Source organism: Mucilaginibacter aquatilis, from assembly GCF_009755275.1.
Taxonomy (GTDB): Bacteria; Bacteroidota; Bacteroidia; order Sphingobacteriales; family Sphingobacteriaceae; genus Mucilaginibacter; species Mucilaginibacter aquatilis.
This window is the reverse complement of sequence record NZ_WQLA01000001.1, coordinates 802,475-822,015: the sequence shown is the minus strand read 5'-3', so window position 1 is coordinate 822,015 and position 19,541 is coordinate 802,475. Positions and strand designations below refer to the sequence as shown.

The following is a 19,541-nucleotide window of genomic DNA, read 5'->3' as shown; positions in this document are numbered from 1 at the left end:
TAATTTATACAGCTTTATACAATTAATTACTTTTTAGGTTTATAAGCTATAGCATCAGCCATGCATTGCGGCAAATTATTTACTGCGGGCTTTCCTTCAAACAACGAAAAATTTCCGTTGTAGTCCCAAAGCATGCCCGGTATTTGCATTTGCTTTAATGTATTGCGTACCGTTTTTATGTAACGGCACCTGCTGTCTTGCCGGGCATATTTATTATACACTCCATACTCGCTGCATATAATAGGAACAGCATAATTGCCTGCCCAGTTTTTAACTATTTGTAATTTATCTTTAACTGATTGTTCATTACCATCAGTTTTATACTGGTAATAATTAGTTTCTCCCCACGTGCCTTTTGCTTTTAAATTAAGGGCGGGAAAATTTTCTACATTATAGGGAAACGGAACCCCGGTAGTGGAGACTTGGTTGCCCACCCATAATGCGCCTTGATGGGTAAATAAAAAAGGCTCATAAAAATGAAAGGCATAAATCACATTTTCATCAGCGAGCCGAACCATTCGGCTTAGCTCATAAATACTGTTGTAATTAGAGGCACCCACCAGGAACGTGCGCTTTTTATCCATCTTACGCAGGGCCGTTACTATGTTATAAGCAGCATCTTTCCATACAGATGGGTTGATGGGAGGAGGCTCATTATACAAATCAAAAAAGAGCTGGTCAGCCGGCGCATTGGCGTATCTAACCGTTAACGTGCTCCAGGTTTTTATGATTTTTTGTGTTTCGAGCGTATAATTAGCGTCATTAAGCTTACCATAATGATAATCAATTACCAGTTTTAAGCCCGTTTGGCGGCATAGTTTCCATACGTAGTCCACTTGTTTAAGCACATTACTTAAGGGTATATTATGCTCCTCATAATACCTGAATGCCACAGGCAGCCTAATGCTTTTGAAACCAAGTGTTTTAAGTAGCTTCAGGTCTGTTATGGTAATTGTTTTGCGCTTTAACGCATCGGGATTCCAGGTTTGCTCCAGCCAGGATATGTTAATACCGTTATTTAAAGATGCAGCGCGTTTGAAAGCAATTGCCCTGGTTTGTGCAAATGTTGGTGTACTTTTTGCAAACCCCAAGTAAACAAATACAAATACCAGCCGTATAAGTTTGATTTTTGATAAAATAATGTAGTTTGATTTAGTATTTTCTATATTTAACATCAAATTATTTATAGTTTCAGCAACTTCAATTTTAACGCCTGATAATATTTTTACCATAAATGATTGCCCAAATCAATAAAGAAGAGTACCTGAAGGAAACCCGGAAAAAAGCCTGGTTTATTACAAATAACATCATTTGGACAATAATTTTCCTGTATCCGCTTTTAGGTATCATTGATTTTATATACACCACCAACTACTGGGTTGAAATTATGGTTGTGCGGGTTATAGTTGTTGTAGTTATCTATGGCGTTTATAACTATTTTCAAAAAAATAAGCTCGACTACCGACTACTTCTGCATATAAGCTTCTTTTTACTCTCCCTTGTGATGTCGGTATTGTGTAACCTGGTTGATATAAGCCATATCACTATTTATTTTTTAATGTATGGCATCATTTTCCTGTTTTTTAACCTGCAGGTTTTTTGGGAACCCGTAAACTCGTTAATACAAGCTTTGGTTGCTTTAATGCTGCTCGCTGTTTTTTATAACATCCTTAACAGTTACTCGCTCGATGTGTTTATCAGTAACGGCGGCCAGTACTTCTTTATTATTGCTTTTGCTTCATGCCTTATACCTGCATCACGTTATAAGGTAATTCAACGTGAGGTTACTTCCCAGCTACTTATTGAGCAATCAAACGAGCAATTGAAATCGCAAAACCGCGATATTATGGAGAAGAATAGTATCATTGATATTCAGTATGATAAGCTTCGTCGCCTTGACGAGCAAAAAAACAGCTTTATTAATATTGCCGGTCATGATCTTAAAAACCTTATTGGCTCCATAGTAATGAGTAATAACCTTATTCAGGAAGAAGAATATCGCCTGAGTGAAGATCAAAAGGAATTTACCCGGTACATAAGCGAATCGGCCGAGAAAATGCAATACCTTCTTAAAACGCTGATGGATGTTAAGGAAATTGAGTCTCCTGAAATTAAATTTAACATGGAGACGTTTGATGCCAACACCATTGCACAGCAGGTTTTCAGAGGATTAGTTGATACGGCTAACATGAAGAACGTACACTTGCTTGATAACATTCTGAAACTGCCGCTTAACGTAAGGTTAGATAAAGTTTTTACCAGCCAGGTGTTCCAAAATTTACTTTCAAACGCTATAAAATTCTCACAAACCAATAACAACCTGCGTGTTGTAACCAGCCTGCAGCGTCAAAAATTTGTATTTGAAATTATTGATGAAGGCATAGCCATTGGGCAGCACGAGTTAGATATTATGTTTAACAGGCTTAAAACCCTAAGTGATGCATCGGGCTCGCCGGCTGAAAGCCGTTTAGGCCTCGGACTTTCAATTGCCAAACTAATGACCATTGAAATGGGTGGAGAACTTACTTACCGTAGTGATGACAACGGAAATTACTTTAGAGTAGAATTTTACGCTGTAAACTAAATATAACTGATACTAAGAAAAAATAATCTGCAACTTGATATGAATAAATTTCTGACCCTGCTATTACTCTTAACAACCTTGTTTGCAAAGGTAACGTTGGCACAAACCAACATATCCTTTAAAACTTATGGTCACGATGATGAGGTTATTTATGGTATGAGTGGTGTAAGCTCATTCTACTTCAGAATGGATCCGCTTGTTGATATGAACCGCAGTAAGCTGGTTTTATACTTTGAACCATCACAGGCGCTCATTAAAAATTTGTCATACATCAACATCCTCCTGGCCGATAAGCCGGTATTCAGCGGTCGTATGACCCAGGATTCGATACAGCGTTTGGTTATTCCTTTAAACAGCAGTTACCTTACTGATAACAAGCAGTTTTTAAAAGTTCAGGTAAAAACGTTGCTTACTATTACCGACAATAAATGTAAAGACCTTGATAACCCGGCCATGTGGATAAAGGTTAAAGGTTATTCATTCCTGTCGTTAGTAAAAAGCAGCAAAAACGTTTACAATGATGTAAACATCAGCAACTCTTTTGAAAGCAAAACAGCTATAGTGTACCCAACCAATCCAAGCTTAAATGACTTGAAAGCTGTTGCATGGGCATACAATAAAATTAAGCGCTCATTAGCAGTAAGCGACTTGCATGTATACTCTTATGATAAGGTGCCTGATACCATTCGTAACTATGTAATGGTTGGTACTATGGATCAGTTACCGGCAGACAAAAAGAGCCTTATAACAGTTACTCCGCAGGGTGGGCAGGGCTTAATGTATTTGTACAAAAGCAACGTAACAGATTCGTCTGCTTATCGTCCGCGGTTTGTGTCTTCTATTTCAGCAGCACGCCAGGCGTTTTCAAGTAACGAAATATTGTTTATCACCGGTGCCGATGATGATGGTTACAACAAAGCCATAACTGCATTAGGTAACTATAACATACTCAACTCATCGTTTGGTAATTACCTGGTAGTAAATACGGCCAGCAATGATAATATCAAGAATCTTAATCAGCAGCGTACAAAATTAACCTTCCGTGATGTTGGTGGAGTATCAAACTTCATGTCGGGTATCGGTTCGTTACGCAGCACTTATACCTTTAAAAACAGCGACTTTAGCTTCACTCCAAAAGAAGTTGAGATACGCTTTATAGGTACATATAGTGGTATGAATCCTGCCGATAGGGGATACTTTAATATTTACCTTAACGGTATGCTTATTAACAGTCAAAAGCTGAATGAAACAGGCAAGTTGAATACCTCGGTTGTAGTTAACCGCTACCAGCACCGTAAATACAATTCACTTACTGCTGAGTTCCGTTTTTACCCTTCAACAGGTAACTGTATGAATAGCTTCCTAAATTTCTTTGGTGAAATTGATGTTGACAAGTCATACCTTGAATCAAGAAACCCTTTTGTAAACAATACCCTGAGCTTTTACCAGTACCCAGAGGCGTTTAACGAAGGTCCATCTCAAATTGTAATCAGTAAAAACTACGCTAAATATGCAGCTGGTGCAGTTGGTGAGGTTATTTACGAGTTAAACAACAACTTAAACAGCAATAACTTCCCTGATTTTAAATACTCTGACGAGGTACAAGATGGCGATTTGAAGAAATACAACATTGTTGCACTGTTAGCCAAGGATGATCCGTTGATGGATAAATTCCCCGATGCGCCGATTAAGTTCAACCATGCCTTCCGCCTATATAATAATGAGGATAACAAACTGGTTTATGCCCTGTCAGACTCGGTGTCGAACGGTTTAGCTCAAATTTTTTATGGCAGGGGCAGTAACAACGCCATACTGGTACTCACCGCTACAGGTCAAAATCTCGACGGTGCATTTTTGTCGGCCTCAAAAGCAATTACCGAGCAGCTATCAACATTGAACAGTAACGTGTGTGTGGCCGATTTAAATGACAACAAATACTTATTTAACGTTGATAAGGCTACTGATAATATTGAGTACACCGATGCAAAAAGTGGTTTAGCCCGTTTTTGGGAAAGCTACAACCTTTACGTACTGTTAGGCATATTGGTACTTATATTACTGGCATTCCTTTATGTGCGTTCAAAAGTACAGCGCTCACAAGACATCATAGGCGAGTAATCAGTTCAGGCTTCGCCAGCAAATTAAAGCCAATAGCAGGATAATATTATATCCTGCTATTGTGTGTGAAATGTTCATTGTAAAAAAGGCTTATGCATACAACCGCGAGTGAAGGATTAATTACAGGGAGAACAGAAGGTATCTATTCAGGTTGCCGCAACTCATCGGTTTTCAGGTTGCTGCTTCAGGATGGTTTTCTGGGCGAGGAAGAATGCAATAAAATTGACGACTATTCAACCACTATAGGTGCTTCGCATATTAAAATTGCACTTAACTTTGGTTTTATATCCCGTAAAAACTACGAGCGTTCCTTATCAAATGCCGGTTATGTTTTTGAAAACATACGCGAAGAGGCTCATGATGAGGAGGTGCTTGAAAAAATAGATCTACGCTTTGCTGATGAAAGGCTGGCTATTCCCCTGCGTATTGAAGACAACAGGGTGGTAACCATAATGGCCGATCCGGACGATCAGTTGTTTATTGACTTTGTACGCCTTACCTACGGTTTAGAACCACTGATTATTGTAGCGTCTGACCTTGATATAACCTGGCTTAGCCACAAGCTGCTTGGGCAAAAGTATGTGAAATCTGCTGTGTTTGAGCTGCTGAACAGTGATAACGAGAGTTCGGCACTTACTACATTCACCTCCGGGCAGTTGGTGTTTATATTTACTTTCATAGGGCTTATTGCTGCCGGTTTGGTGCTCAACTTCAAAATGACATCAATCATTGTGAATGTTTTCATGAGCGTGTTTTTCCTGTTTACAATTTCGTTTAAACTTTTCCTTTCACTAGTTGGGTCGAAGTTTGAATTGTACCAGGCGGTAACCAAAAGCGAGATCAAAAATCTTGACGATGAAACGTTACCGGTTTACACTATACACCTGCCCGTTTATAAAGAGGATAAGCTGATTAAAAAGCTCATCTGGAACTTGCAGAGCATTGATTATCCAAGGCATTTACTTGATATTAAACTGCTGATAGAGGAGGATGACGATAAAACGCTTAACGCGGTGCGTAACCTGGACTTTCCGGCAATTTTTGAAGTAATTGTGGTGCCGTTTCACATGCCTAAAACCAAGCCAAAGGCATGTAATTACGGTTTGCATTTTTCGCGCGGAACATATCTTACTATTTATGACGCGGAAGATATTCCTGATACCGACCAGTTGAAGAAAGTGGTGGCTATGTTTAATAAGCTGCCCGAAGACTACATATGTGTACAGTGCGCACTCAACTACTTCAACCGTAACGAAAACTTCCTTACACGTATGTTTACGCTGGAGTACTCATACTGGTTTGATTACGTATTGCCTGGCCTCGATACACTTGATATTCCTATCCCGTTGGGTGGTACAAGTAATCACTTCAAGCTGGCACAACTTGTTGAACTTGGCGCATGGGATCCGTTTAACGTAACCGAAGATGCCGATTTAGGTGTGCGTGCTTATGCAAAAGGACATAAAATTGCTGTTATTAACTCAACTACTTACGAAGAGGCCAATAACGAGTTTTTTAACTGGATACGCCAGCGCTCGCGTTGGATTAAGGGCTACATGCAAACCTACCTGGTACACATGCGTAACCCAATGGCACTCATCAAAAAAATTGGTATAAAAGGTTTCCTTGGCTTTAATTTCTTTGTTGGCGCTACGCCTATCATGTTTCTTATAAATCCTATACTCATACTTATTTTTATATGTTATGTGGTGTTTGATTTAGGAATTATACGCCAGATTTTCCCAGATTGGGTGCTGTTCATCTCCATATTCAACCTAATGGTGGGTAATATCCTGATGATTTATGTGAATATGATGGCCGTATTTAAACGCAGATTTTATGAGCTCATCTTATTTGCAATTGCCAACCCTATTTACTGGCTTATGCACTCTGTTGCCGCTTATAAAGGCTTGTACCAGTTAATTGTAAATCCGTTTTACTGGGAAAAAACCAACCACGGTTTAAGTAAAGTGAACAATCAAAATAACGCGGTTAAGTAAAAAATGACACGTTCTAAAACTTTCTATCTAATCGTATTTTCGTTTATACTAGCCGTATACTATGTATTTATAGCTACTTACCTTAACCAATTAGGTTACACAAACCACGAGCAGTTATTTTATATAGAGAAAGGCAAAATTATAACGCAGGGCTTAGGCAATAAGCTGCGCGTTATGGGTTTAACATCGCCTTTGTTACCTTTTTACGGCTCTTATATTTTTAGCTTTATCAATCCTGTTTTAGCTCCAGTGCTGGCATCGGCCGTTGGTACTACCATTTTGTTTTACATTATGGCTACCTCATTGGTTAAGCGTAATAAAGATAACTTTTACCTGTATCTACTGGCTGCCTTGTTTATTTTGCATCCGGGTTTAATTTACACGGCAGCATCGGGCAAGTCGGTATATATGATACTGATATTCTTCTTTCTGTTCTTTTTAAATATGCTGAGGTTTTATAACTCAAATACTACCTATCACGTAAGTATTGCCAGTATATTCTTTGTGTTACTTGTATTCAGCGATTATAAGTGCATTTGGTTAGCCTTATTTTTTATCCCACTGGTGCTATCCATATCATTGCACAGCTTAAACCTGAGCGAAAAGGAATCCGTGTTCAGGCTGCATTTGAGTTTCAATAACCCTTCGTTAAGGCGTAAGCTCATTAATAAAACGTTTTCTATCTACAGTATCATCTTTATATTGCCGGTTGCCTCAATAGCTATTTATAAAGTGCTTAATTTAACTCATGCCGATGACTTAAATTACTTTCTTGAAAGTCCTTACGCAACCTGGAACATTATTGCCGAAAAGTTTGAGTACAGTGCGGCACAGACAGCAGCACGTTTTGCCATTCCGGAACTATCTATCCTGGTATCCTTAAAGGCAATTGTTTTTTGCCCCATGATTGTGCTGGCAATTTATTTATTCAAGCAAAACACGTATCAAATACTTACGCTGTTAACGCCTTTTGGGCTTATTGAATTTTTAAAGGTAAAGTATGATGGTGTAAATTTGGTTTACCAGTATTACTTGCTGTTTTTGATATTGGCAATGCTATGTATTATCTTTAGAGCAAGGTTTATTAAAAACCAGCAAATGTTAAAGGCAGCACTCACTATTATTGTTGCCGTGCAATTGTATATAGGCTACGTCTTCCTAACCAAATCATACATACCCGAGGAGAGTAACTTTGCAAGTGTGCTGCTTAATCGCACCAGTAATAAGGTTGATGAGCAAAACCATGAAATTGCAGATTACATAAACACCCTGCGTGATACCGACCATATTTTGGTTGATGATGCGGTAGCTTACTCGGTGGCATGTTACGTAAAGAATATCAAAACGCTAACCATGCCTTACCAGGAAAGCTATTTAAGCGCAGTAGAGGCACCTGAAAAATATGATGGTTACGTGCTTATTGCCAACGAGGCTAACCCTATGTTGGGTTATACACAGCTTACCGATTTTTACCTGGACGGTATACGGCGAAAAAACCGCAATTTGAACATCTACAAAATATACGTAACCGATTATTGGACCTTGTATAAGATACTTTAAACACATTAATTAAAGCCCCGGTACGCAGTACCGGGGCTTTCGTTTTTTTAGGTGTATAGCTTTAAATGTAGTGCATGTGGGCAGGGTTGCTTATATTAGTGTGCTGTACTATTAACGTAAATCAATGAACAAATTTTTCTTCCTGCCTACAATTGCCGTTATATGCTGTACCACTGCTTACTCACAGGTAACCGGCAGCTATGCTAAGGACAACTACACTAAAAAAGATTACTACATTACCATGCGCGATGGCGTGAAGCTTTTTACATCGGTTTACACCCCTAAAAATGCATCGTCAGGTAAAAAGTATCCCATTATTATGCAGCGCACCTGCTATAGTGTTGCGCCTTACGGTGCCGATAAATTCCCTGTAAAACTAGGCCCATCTGAGGAGATGATGAAGGCCGGCTACATTGTAGTTTACCAGGACGTACGTGGCCGCTGGAAAAGCGAAGGCACCTGGACCAACATGACACCGGTTATTGATAACAAGAAGAGTAAAAAGGATGTTGACGAAGGATCGGACACCTACGACACTATTGACTGGATGGTAAAAAATATACCGTTCAATAATGGGCGCGTAGGGCAGTGGGGTGGCTCATATCCCGGCTTTTATACGGCGGCCGGTTTACTGTCAAACCACCCGGCATTAAAAGCATCATCGCCTCAGGCACCTATATCTGATTTTTGGTATGACGACTTCCATCACAATGGTGCGCTGCTAGAGTCGTACTTTTTTACCTATCCTGTATTTGGCGTGCAAAAGAAGGATACAACCAGTAAATCATGGTATAATCATCAAATTATAAACCCAACTACGCGCGATGGTTACAACTTTTTGCTGAACATGGGCCCGTTGACCAACGCTGATAAGTATTACAAAGACAACTTTTACTGGCAGGAGACTGTTAACCACCCTAATTATGATGAATTTTGGCAGAAGCGCGATTTACTACGTCACTTTGGTAAGGTTAAGCCTGCGGTAATGATTGTGGGCGGCTGGTTTGATGCCGAAGATCTACGAGGTCCGCTGGCTATATTCAAAACCATTAATAAAACCGATCCTGCTGCTTATAACACTATTGTAATGGGACCGTTTGATCATGGTGGCTGGAGCCGCGAGCAAGGGCACCACCGCCACGCCGACGTATACTTTGGCGATAGCATAGCTACATTTTACCAAAAGAATATTGAGGCTAAGTTTTTTGATCATTTTTGAAAGGTAAAGGCGATAAGAATACAGGTCTGCCTAAAGCTTACTTGTATAATACGGGCAAGAAAGAATGGGCTCAGTTTGCCCAATGGTCTGTACCCAGCGCTATCAGGCAAAAGCTATACCTGAGTGCCGATGGTAAGTTGCCTATGGCACAGCCCTCGTCAGCATCAGCAATGTCATTTATTAGTGATCCGCTTAAGCCGGTGCCTTACACCAATGATAATACAACCACCGTAGGCTTTACACCGCGCAATTATATGAGCGAAGATCAGCGTTTTGCCGGCCGCCGTACCGACGTGCTGGTTTTCCAGAGTGATGTGTTGCAGGATGACGTTACGCTTGGCGGAGAAATTATGGCGCACCTTAAAGTGGCCACCACCGGCACCGATGCCGACTGGTTTGTTAAACTTATTGACGTGTACCCTGATGATGAGCCTAATCACCCGTATCTGCCTAATAAAAACATATTGATGGCTAACTATCAGCAAATGGTACGTTCTGAGATTATGCCGGGCCGCTTTCGTAACAGCTTTGAGAAGCCGGAAGCCTTTGTACCTAACCAAAAGACTAACGTAAACGTTAAGCTACAGGATGTGTTGCATACCTTTAAAAAAGGCCATCGTATAATGATACAGGTGCAAAGTACGGCCTTCCCATTATTTGCCCGTAACCCGCAAAAGTTTGTAGAGAATCCTTACAAAGCTACGGATGCTGACTATACCAAAGCTACCCACACAGTTTACAATGATAGTTATGTGGAAGTGGAGGTTTTAAAGTAACCAGGCAAAGGACTGATGGCCTTAGTATAAAAATGGCCGTTAGAATAAAGCAATATACAAGTTACCTTGTACTATAAAGTCATACTAACAAAAAAACGCCATTGCAAATACAATGGCGTTTTTATTATCTGTAGTCACAAAGCTTTGTGACTAATGAACTTGCTTAGTTAGCAGCTTGTTGTTTACGGATGATGTTTAACGCGCCACCAGCTTTAAACCACTCAATTTGCTGAGCGTTGTAAGTATGGTTAACCGGGAACGAATCTTCGGTACCATCAGCATGATGTAACACTACAGTTAACTGTTTGCCCGGGGCAAATTCGGTTAACCCAATAATGTCAATGCGGTCATCTTCCTGAACTTTGTCGTAATCGGCACCATCAGCAAAGGTTAAACCCAGCATACCTTGTTTTTTAAGGTTGGTTTCGTGTATACGGGCAAATGATTTTACCAGGATAGCACGAACGCCTAAGTGACGAGGCTCCATAGCTGCGTGTTCACGTGATGAACCTTCACCATAGTTTTCATCGCCCACTACAATAGTACCAATACCGTTGGCTTTGTAATCGCGCTGGGTAGCCGGCACAGGGCCGTACTCGCCTGTCAGTTCGTTTTTAACGCTGTCGGCAGTGTTGTTAAAGTAGTTGATAGCACCAATCAGCATGTTATTGCTGATGTTGTCTAAGTGACCACGGAATTTTAACCACGGGCCAGCCATAGAAATATGGTCGGTAGTACATTTACCTTTAGCTTTAATTAACAAGCGCAGGTCTTTGATGTCGGTACCTTCCCATGCCGCAAACGGCTCTAAAAGTTGCAAGCGTGATGATTTAGGATCAACCTGAACCTGTACCTGGCTACCATCTTCGGCAGGTGCCTGGTAACCGGCATCTTCTACCGCAAAGCCTTTAATTGGTAATTCAATACCTAGTGGCTCGTCTAATTTAACTTGCTCGCCGGCCTCGTTAGTTAAGGTATCAGTTACAGGGTTAAAAGTTAAGTCGCCCGCAATAGCGAACGCAGTAACAATCTCCGGAGAGGCTACGAAAGCGTGTGTATTAGGGTTACCATCCTGACGTTTAGCAAAGTTACGGTTAAACGATGTGATGATAGAGTTTTTACGGGTTGGATCATCAGTATGACGTGACCATTGACCAATACAAGGACCACAAGCGTTAGCTAATACTACACCGCCAATTTGCTCGAAAGTGTTTAAGTAACCATCGCGCTCAACAGTGTAACGTACTAATTCAGAACCCGGAGTTACAGTGTACTCGGCACGTGTTTTTAAGCCTTTATCGGTAGCTTGTTTAGCTACAGAAGCAGCACGGCTAATGTCTTCGTATGATGAGTTGGTACATGAACCAATCAAACCTACCTCTAAAGCAGTTGGCCATCCGTTTTCTTTAACGGCAGTAGCAAATTTAGAAAGTGGCCATGCCAAATCCGGAGTGAACGGACCATTAATGTGTGGCTCAAGCTCGCTAAGGTTAATTTCAATAACCTGGTCAAAGTATTGCTCAGGATTAGCATAAACCTCAGGGTCGCCGGTTAAGTGCTCGGCAATTGCATCAGCCATATCGGCAATATCAGCACGCTCAGTACCACGTAAGTAAGCAGCAGCTTTTTCGTCGTAACCAAATATTGAGGTAGTAGCACCAATTTCGGCACCCATGTTACAAATGGTACCTTTACCGGTAGCAGAAAGTGATTGTGCGCCTTCACCAAAATATTCAACAATGTAACCGGTACCACCTTTTACTGTAAGGATACCTGCAACACGTAAGATTACGTCTTTTGCTGAACTCCAGCCCGAAAGTTTTCCGGTTAGTTTAACGCCTAATAATTTAGGGAATTTAAGCTCCCATGGTAAGCCGGCCATAACGTCACAAGCATCAGCACCGCCAACACCAATGGCAACCATACCCAAACCACCTGCGTTAGGTGTGTGTGAGTCGGTACCAATCATCATACCACCCGGGAAAGCATAGTTTTCTAATACTACCTGGTGAATGATACCTGCGCCTGGTTTCCAGAAACCTAAACCGTATTTATCAGATACTGATGACAGGAAGTTATATACTTCGCTGTTAATGTCTTTAGCTGTATTTAAATCTTCTACCGCACCAATTTTGGCTTGAATTAAGTGGTCGCAATGTACGGTTGAAGGTACTGCCACCTGCGGACGGCCAGCTTGCATAAATTGCAACAAAGCCATTTGCGCAGTTGCATCCTGCATTGCTACGCGGTCAGGTGCAAAGTCTACATAGTCAACACCACGCTGATACGTTGCCTGGGCATCGCCTTCAGTAAGGTGGGCATATAAAATTTTCTCGGTTAAAGTTAGAGGTTTACCGGTAGCTTTACGGGCCGCTGAAATGCGGGTGCCATAACGCTCATAAACCTTTTTAATCATATCTAAATCAAAAGCCATTTGATTGATTTTAAGGTAAAAAATGAACAATAGTTTGGTTCGGGGGCTCTGTAAAGAGTGAACGCCGCGAATCTACAAAATTTAACACCTAAAAGGGAACGCAGGTTTGAGCAAATGCTATTTAGATTTATTCTGAATAGTTGAAATTGAGTGGAATAGAGCCGAGGCTAACAAGCTTATAATTGCTTGTATGTGATTATAATTGAACAGTTAAGGTATTTTTGGTTATAACTTATTTAATCAAGCTTTTACGAAGCGTAGGTCTGTAGCGAAGGTGTTTGCGAAATATGTTTGTTTCTTATTTTACTTCACTAATCATTCAATAAGCAACTTTCCCAATAACTTATTTTGAGCGTTACCTGCGGCCCAGCTATACGCTGCAAGTGCTCACTTCGCTACGCTTCATTGTTGGCTTTACGCTACTACCCCTAACGCAAACTGCAACTGAACCTAAATTCAAAAACTGATTTAATCCCAAATGCCGTTGGCTTCGGTTAATATTACAGGTTTGTCGCCGGTAACAATGATAGTATGCTCGTGCTGTGCAACAAAGCCGCCTTTGTTTCCAAACAGGGTCCAGTCGTCGCCTGCAACTGATGCTGCAATAGTTGATTTGGTGGATATGAAGGTTTCAATAGCAACAACGCTATTTTTGCGGAAACGTGTAGTATTAAAGCGGTCGTAACAGTTGAGTATATCATGCGGCTCTTCGTGCAAACTGTAGCCTATACCGTGCCCTGCAAGGTTTTTGATAACAGTTAACCCGCGTTTTGCAGCCTGGGTTTCGATCAGTTTGCCAATGTCGGCTATTTTAACACCGCCCTTAATTTGGCTAATGGCTAACTGTAATATTTCTTTGGATGCCTCAACAAGTGCCTGATGATTGTTAATGTCTTCTCCCAAAACAAAGGAGCCGCCATTATCGCCCCAAAAGCCGTTCAACTCGGCAGATACATCGATGTTAATTAAATCGCCCTCTTTCAAAATAATATCGGCCGATGGTTTACCGTGTGCAACTGCGTTGTTTACGCTGATGCAGGTATATCCCGGAAAGCCGTAGGTAAGTTTAGGCGCCGATTTTGCACCCATTTCTTCAAGCATCTTACCACCAAATTCGTCCAGTTCTAATGTGCTCATACCTGGTTTGCAATGCTTACGCATGGCCTTCAAAACCATAGCCACACATTCACTTATTTTTTGCATTCCGGCTAACTCAGCATCAGATGATATAGACATAATTGTAGTTTCTTAATAAATATATACGGGTTAGCAATAAGGTTTGTTGTTCGGGGCGCAAAGATACAGGTTTAATGTGACCATTATATGTGAAATAAAAATCCCTGCTACGATAGATTAATTCGAGCTTTAATCACCTTATCATTTCGAGGTACAAGAAATCTTATTGGAAGCGAATAAGCTTTGCAACATGAATAAGATTTCTCTCTATCGTTCGAAATGACAGAAGAATAAAAAGTCAAGACTAGTACTCCCTCATCATTTCGTGCTCATAGCACCACAACCAACGTTCACCCGGCTCGGCCGATGCCATTACGGGGTGGCCGCTTCGAAAGCGATGCTTGGTCATGTGTTTTTGGGGCGATGAATCGCAGCAGAGCGTTACGCCACAGGTTTGACAGGTGCGCAGGTGTAGCCAGGTGCCGTTTTGTTTAACGCACTCTTCGCATACATATTCATCACCAATTTTAACTTCGGTAATGGCTGTCAGGTGTTCGCATAAATTTTCTTCGGCCATGTTAGAGATAATTAGTTGTCGTCTTTAAAATTAAATAATTTTTTGCGACCCAGGTCATACGTTATCCTGAATGCCTGCTGGCTGTCACCCAATTGACCGGGCGACTGGTGAAGGCTTAGCACAAACTGCCCTTTAATGTGCTTAAACAAAAACGGCGTATAAATAATATCTAAACGGTTATAAATCTTCTTACGGTAAAATGCATCACCATAAGTAACATCATGGCCCTCACCTTTATAAAACTCATCAAAAATGGCTATATGGTGGTAGCTCGCATATAAACTGGCTACAAAGCCCAAAGGTTTTTGAAAGCCGCTAACACTACGCGTACGTTCTAACGATAGCATACCACCGGCCTCAACCGAGAGCGAATCAAACATGGTTTTCTTGCCAAAGTTATAGCCTAAGCGTATTTGAGCGGCGCCATTGTCGCGTATATGATCGCCCGGGATAGCTACCGCCGGCCCGGCATCATGCAACAACATAAAGTAATGCGATAAGTAGAAAGGCCCGTTAGGGTTTGGGAGGTATTTACCTGCCAGGCCAAACAGAAACTGCTCACGGTCTGTAGGAGTTTGACGGCTGGTCCAGTCGAGCCACAGGGTTTCGTAACCGTACTCGGTTTGATAGCGTGTTAATAAACCCTCTACGTTAGGGCGGTAGTACATCAGCGTGTCATTCAATATAGCACGTGGGTAATTGCTAAGTAAGTCTTTACGCGGAAACATACCTGCATTGAATAGCCATTTATGGCTTTCAAATTTGTAATAAGCCACCGGGTCTACCTTTAAAAAGTAAGGTTTTGCTCCAAACTCATGAATGCCGTTTATACCAATGATGATATGATTTAGGCTATCTATATTTAATCCAAAATCAATTGCGGTGCGCATACCCGAGTAAGTGCGCGAGCGTTCGGTGAATGCTTTATACTCACGGTTGTCTAAAAAACCAAGACCGCTTACGTTAACATCAACGCTATGCTGTGCGCTTGCGGTAATGGCGGCTGTTAAAAAGAAAATAATTAAGTAGAACTTTTTTATCATAAAGTTTATTGAACGATAAAGTTGATTGCACGACTGTTGCGCCCTCCGTTAAAGGGTGTGGTACGTAAAGAGAATATCAATTCGTATTTGCCTTTTTTAAGCGGCGCTTTTGTCGCAAAGGTATAATTTGCTGTTTGATGCGGTGTAATGGTAATGCCATTAAAGTTTGATTCAGCAGTTTCAAAGATGCCATCATCGCCCTGGTAAAAGCACGCTAGTAGTTCTACCTTACTGTTAGCATTATTAGCAAAGTTTAACCGCCGGTTATACGGATTTGATATTTGCAGTTTGAAATTAATTACCTGACCGGGATGTGCGGTAATCTTGTAACTGTCTGTTTTGATATCTACTTTTTGATAAGTACGCACCTTATCAACCCAAAAACCTACCCAGGTATCTTTGTTTGTTTTTATGCTGTCGGTTTCTGCTCCGTTTAAATGTATAGGGCCTGTATAAAAAGCACGTTTGTTTTGCATGCTGTCTTCAATTGGCCACAGGTCAAATTGTGTACGGCGGTAGTTTGACCCATCATAAGAGAAACTTTTAAGACTATGAGTATAATAATTATACTTGGAAGCCGATTGAAAACCCACCGGCATAATAACGTAGGCGTTGCCCACCTTGCGCTTAATTTGTTGCGCCCAGGTGTCGTAACCATAGTACGTTTCTAAAAAAGCCAGTTTTTTTACTGCCGGAAAGCCCGGTATAAGTATAAGCCTGAAAGCTATAACTAATGTTGCATTGGCAATTGTAAGTTTATAAAGCCAGCGTGGTATTTGAGGGGCGTTTGATAACCTAATAAGCACCAGTAAAATTAAAGGTACAAAACCTATCAGCGTCCAATGTGGTTGCACATTGCCTTTAATGGTATTAAACCAAAAAAATACAAAAATGCCCGCACTGTTGAACATTAAACAGCGGGTAAATGCGTCAACGGGTTTTTTGCTGAAACCGTAGTAAAACAAAAACCAGCCAATAAGTGGGCCGGCAATAAGCAGTTGGCCGGGTATAAATTCAAATGTGCGTGATACCCTATAAACGTCAGAAGAGCGTTCAAACAGATGGTAGTTTACTGATGGATAGTTGTGATTTACCTGCCATAAAATATGCGGCAGGTATAGTAATGCAGCTACTACCGGTATGCAATAAAATGATGGCCGGGTAAATAGTTTAGGGTTAGCCACCAAGGTAAGCAGCAGTACTAATACCCCGTGGTATTTGCTGTAAAGCATCAACACAATAACTATGGATAGCATCAATGCATATACAAAGTTGTTCTTCTCGAGATACTGCAGGTAAATGTAGTAAAACAAGATAGTGAATAGCAGTAAGGGCGCATCGGGCGTGGTAATAAAGCCATAAATATGGAATGCAAGCAAGCCTGATGTTAAAAGGATAAACCAGCGCGCATCGGTATGGTATCGTTTAGCAATTAACCAAAGTATATAAACCGATACAGTGCTTGCGATAACAGTAAGCATCCGTAAGCCCAATTCTGTTTTAATGAGACTGTCGCCCACTCTAATAAAGAGCGCCACCATTGGCGGATGGTCATAATAACCCCAGTCTAAAAAGCGGGAGTATATCCAGTAGTAGGCCTCATCGGGGTGAACACCCAGCGTTGCTGCCTGCAGGGTGTTGAGCAAAGTCCATCCGGCTAAAAAAAACAGGATATAGCGGTTGGCCTGGGCGTTACTAAGGGTAGTTTTAAACATACTGATAGGCAGATGCTGCAAAGGTAGCTAAATTGTAGCCTTTTTTATTGCTTACATGCCGGTCAAACTTATTACTTAAGCCAACCCTAAGTTACTGTTAGTTATTTTGCCAGGCCGTTAACTTTAATGTAATAATCAAGGGTGTCAATTTCCAAGTTATCCTTAGTTAACCCCGGAAAGTTTACTGGTGCATACTCGTTATTCAATTTAACAAAATAGAGTTCACCGCCTTTTTTGCCAAGCTTTACGGGTACGTTGAAGTTTTTAACGTCGGTTGTCCACTTAGCATAAATTTTGCCATTTTCAAATTTCAGGTCGAGGGTTGGAATGTCTTTATAGCGCAGGTACTGGTCAAAAACAGGGGAAAGGTTAATACCAGCTTCTTTACTCATATAATTTTCAATTTGCGCCGTAGTAACCGTTTGATGGTAGAAGGTTTTATTTAACCCACGTAATATGGCACGCCACTTATCATCATTGTTAACCAAAGTGCGTATGAGGCCCAGCATGTTGGCTCCCTTAGGGTACATATCGCCCGAACCCTCTTTGTTTACATTGTAAGGGCCAATAATGGGTATATCATTCTGAATTATTTTGCGCAGGCCCTTTAAGTATTCCAAACCTGCCTGTTTGCCCGAATAGGTTTCAATAAAAAGCGATTCAGAATAATTGGTAAAGCTTTCATGCAACCACATATCAGCAATATCTTTGGAGGTTATGTTATTGCCAAACCACTCGTGCCCGCTTTCATGCACTATTATAAAATCCCAGGTAAGGCCAAGACCTGTGCCTGATAAGTCGCGACCTAAATAACCGTTGCGGTAACGATTGCCATAGGCAACGGCGCTTTGATGTTCCATGCCCAGGTGCGGTGTTTCAACCAGCTTGTAACCATCTTCGTACCATGGGTATGGGCCAAACCAGTACTCAAATGATTTGAGCATCCGTTTAACATCACGCCCAAATTGTTTTTCGGCAGCTTGCTGATGATAGGGTAACACCCAATAATCAATAGTAAGGGTGCCTTTTTCACCGGCGTAACTATCTTCCATATGGTTGTAGTTAGCAATGTTGGCGGCAACATCGTAATTGTTTATGGGGTTGGCAACAAACCAATCAAAGCGGGTGTAGCCGTCGGCAAGTTCTGTTACTTTACGTAACCGTCCGTTTGATACATCCTTTAATCCTTTGGGTACGCTGATGCTTATCAGCATACTATCAACCTCATCACTTTGATGATCTTTAGTAGGCCACCAAATGCTTGCACCGGCACCCTGGCAGGCAGTAGCTACATATGGCTTGCCCAGTGAATCTAAAGTGTAAACAACGCCCCCGTCCCACGGAGCCCGTTTGGCTACTGTTGGATTGCCCGAATAGTAAACAATAAATTCCTCTTTACTGCCCTTGGTTATGGTTTTTGGGAACGTTATAAATACTGCTGCAGCCTCGCGGGCAAATGGCAGCTCCCTACCTTTGTATTGTACCTTTTCAACCTTAAGGTTAGCATATAAGTCAAATTGCAGTTTATTGAAGTTTTGAGTAGCGGTAAACTTAAAAAGGTTACTACCGCTTATAAATTTCTTATCAATGTCAAACTTAACATCAAGGTGATAGTAATTAATATCGTAAGCTGTACGCAACGGTGTGAGCATTCCCCGTAATGAATCGGCACGTGTATACGTTTCTTTTTTTTGCATTAATTGTGCCGAGGCTGTTAAGGTGGCAAGCAGTAACAAAGCTAAAGGCAGAACGTTAAAACGGAGTTTCATTTGCGCGAGGATTTATTAAGCAAATAAACAAAAACAATGACATAAAAAAAGGAAGTACCTGGGTTTGTACTTCCTTTTTAATCAGCTCAACATCAGCTAAGCTTTACCAAACATTTTTTCAATAGCTTTTGTGCGGTAGTTAAATATTTCCTCAATTTTATTTTTAACCAGTACCCGGTTTGCTATTAACCCGGCCGGGCCATATCCAATGGCGTAATTTAGTATATCCGTCATCTGTACGCCTCCGTCAACTTCTTTAAAGTGATGCTGATGATGCCAAAGGGCGTAAGGGCCAAAACGTTGCTCATCTACAAAGTAAACCTTGTCTTGCACGTGCGTAATCTCGGTCATCCAGTTTAGCTTAATGCCAAACAGAGGCGATACTTTATAAGTAATGACCATTCCCGGATACATTTTAGTATCGGGCGTGTAAGGCGATGTAACAATAAACTTCATGGAGGATGGGGTGATTTTTTCGAGGTTTAATGGCGACGAAAAGAAGTCCCAGGCTTCATTCAAACTAATGGGTATAAATTGCTCCCAGCGGCGTTCATAAGTTTTCACATAACC

Annotated in this window: 12 protein-coding genes and 1 pseudogene; 5 read left to right on the top strand and 8 right to left on the bottom strand. The window is 41.1% G+C overall.

Annotated features, from left to right (window positions below):
- Positions 1–26: 26 nt before the first annotated feature.
- Entirely contained in the window at positions 27–1,232 is a 1,206-nt protein-coding gene (locus GO816_RS03715) for a glycoside hydrolase family 5 protein (RefSeq protein ID WP_157539989.1), read from the bottom strand.
- A gap of 2 nt (positions 1,233–1,234) precedes the next feature.
- Between GO816_RS03715 and GO816_RS03710 the strand changes: the two genes are divergently transcribed.
- From GO816_RS03710 to GO816_RS19005, 5 genes and pseudogenes are all read left to right on the top strand, one after another.
- Entirely contained in the window at positions 1,235–2,584 is a 1,350-nt protein-coding gene (locus GO816_RS03710; RefSeq protein ID WP_157539988.1) for a sensor histidine kinase, read from the top strand.
- A 39-nt stretch (positions 2,585–2,623) separates the two neighbouring features.
- Entirely contained in the window at positions 2,624–4,702 is a 2,079-nt protein-coding gene (locus tag GO816_RS03705; protein WP_157539987.1) for a cellulose biosynthesis cyclic di-GMP-binding regulatory protein BcsB, read from the top strand.
- Positions 4,703–4,794: 92 nt separating this feature from the next.
- A complete protein-coding gene (locus GO816_RS03700) occupies positions 4,795–6,702 on the top strand; it encodes a glycosyltransferase (RefSeq protein WP_157539986.1) in 1,908 nt (635 codons plus the stop codon).
- Between the two features lie 3 nt (positions 6,703–6,705).
- Positions 6,706–8,262, top strand: a complete 1,557-nt coding sequence (locus tag GO816_RS03695) for a hypothetical protein (RefSeq protein ID WP_157539985.1) — start codon at positions 6,706–6,708, stop codon at positions 8,260–8,262.
- Between the two features lie 124 nt (positions 8,263–8,386).
- Positions 8,387–10,257: pseudogene (locus GO816_RS19005) on the top strand (CocE/NonD family hydrolase).
- Positions 10,258–10,420: 163 nt separating this feature from the next.
- On the opposite strand, the gene GO816_RS03685 reads toward GO816_RS19005, so the two are convergent.
- The 7 genes from GO816_RS03685 to GO816_RS03655 all read right to left on the bottom strand — a co-directional run bounded on the left by GO816_RS03685 (position 10,421) and on the right by GO816_RS03655 (position 19,535).
- Positions 10,421–12,691 carry an aconitate hydratase gene (locus tag GO816_RS03685; protein WP_157539984.1) on the bottom strand — a complete coding sequence of 757 codons (2,271 nt, stop codon included), beginning with the start codon at positions 12,689–12,691 and terminating at the stop codon, positions 10,421–10,423.
- 468 nt (positions 12,692–13,159) lie between these two features.
- Positions 13,160–13,927: a type I methionyl aminopeptidase gene (gene map / locus GO816_RS03680; protein WP_157539983.1), complete on the bottom strand. Its 768-nt coding sequence runs from the start codon at positions 13,925–13,927 to the stop codon at positions 13,160–13,162.
- Between the two features lie 244 nt (positions 13,928–14,171).
- Positions 14,172–14,444, bottom strand: coding sequence for a UBP-type zinc finger domain-containing protein (locus GO816_RS03675; RefSeq protein ID WP_157539982.1), 273 nt, complete (start codon positions 14,442–14,444; stop codon positions 14,172–14,174).
- Positions 14,445–14,455: 11 nt separating this feature from the next.
- Positions 14,456–15,487, bottom strand: a complete 1,032-nt coding sequence (locus tag GO816_RS03670) for a hypothetical protein (RefSeq protein ID WP_157539981.1) — start codon at positions 15,485–15,487, stop codon at positions 14,456–14,458.
- A gap of 5 nt (positions 15,488–15,492) precedes the next feature.
- Positions 15,493–17,202, bottom strand: coding sequence for an ArnT family glycosyltransferase (locus GO816_RS03665; protein WP_157539980.1), 1,710 nt, complete (start codon positions 17,200–17,202; stop codon positions 15,493–15,495).
- Positions 17,203–17,303: 101 nt separating this feature from the next.
- Positions 17,304–18,971: a M1 family metallopeptidase gene (locus tag GO816_RS03660; protein WP_157539979.1), complete on the bottom strand. Its 1,668-nt coding sequence runs from the start codon at positions 18,969–18,971 to the stop codon at positions 17,304–17,306.
- Between the two features lie 96 nt (positions 18,972–19,067).
- Complete coding sequence (locus tag GO816_RS03655; protein ID WP_317163577.1) at positions 19,068–19,535, bottom strand: SRPBCC family protein; 468 nt, start codon at positions 19,533–19,535, stop codon at positions 19,068–19,070.
- Positions 19,536–19,541: the final 6 nt, after the last annotated feature.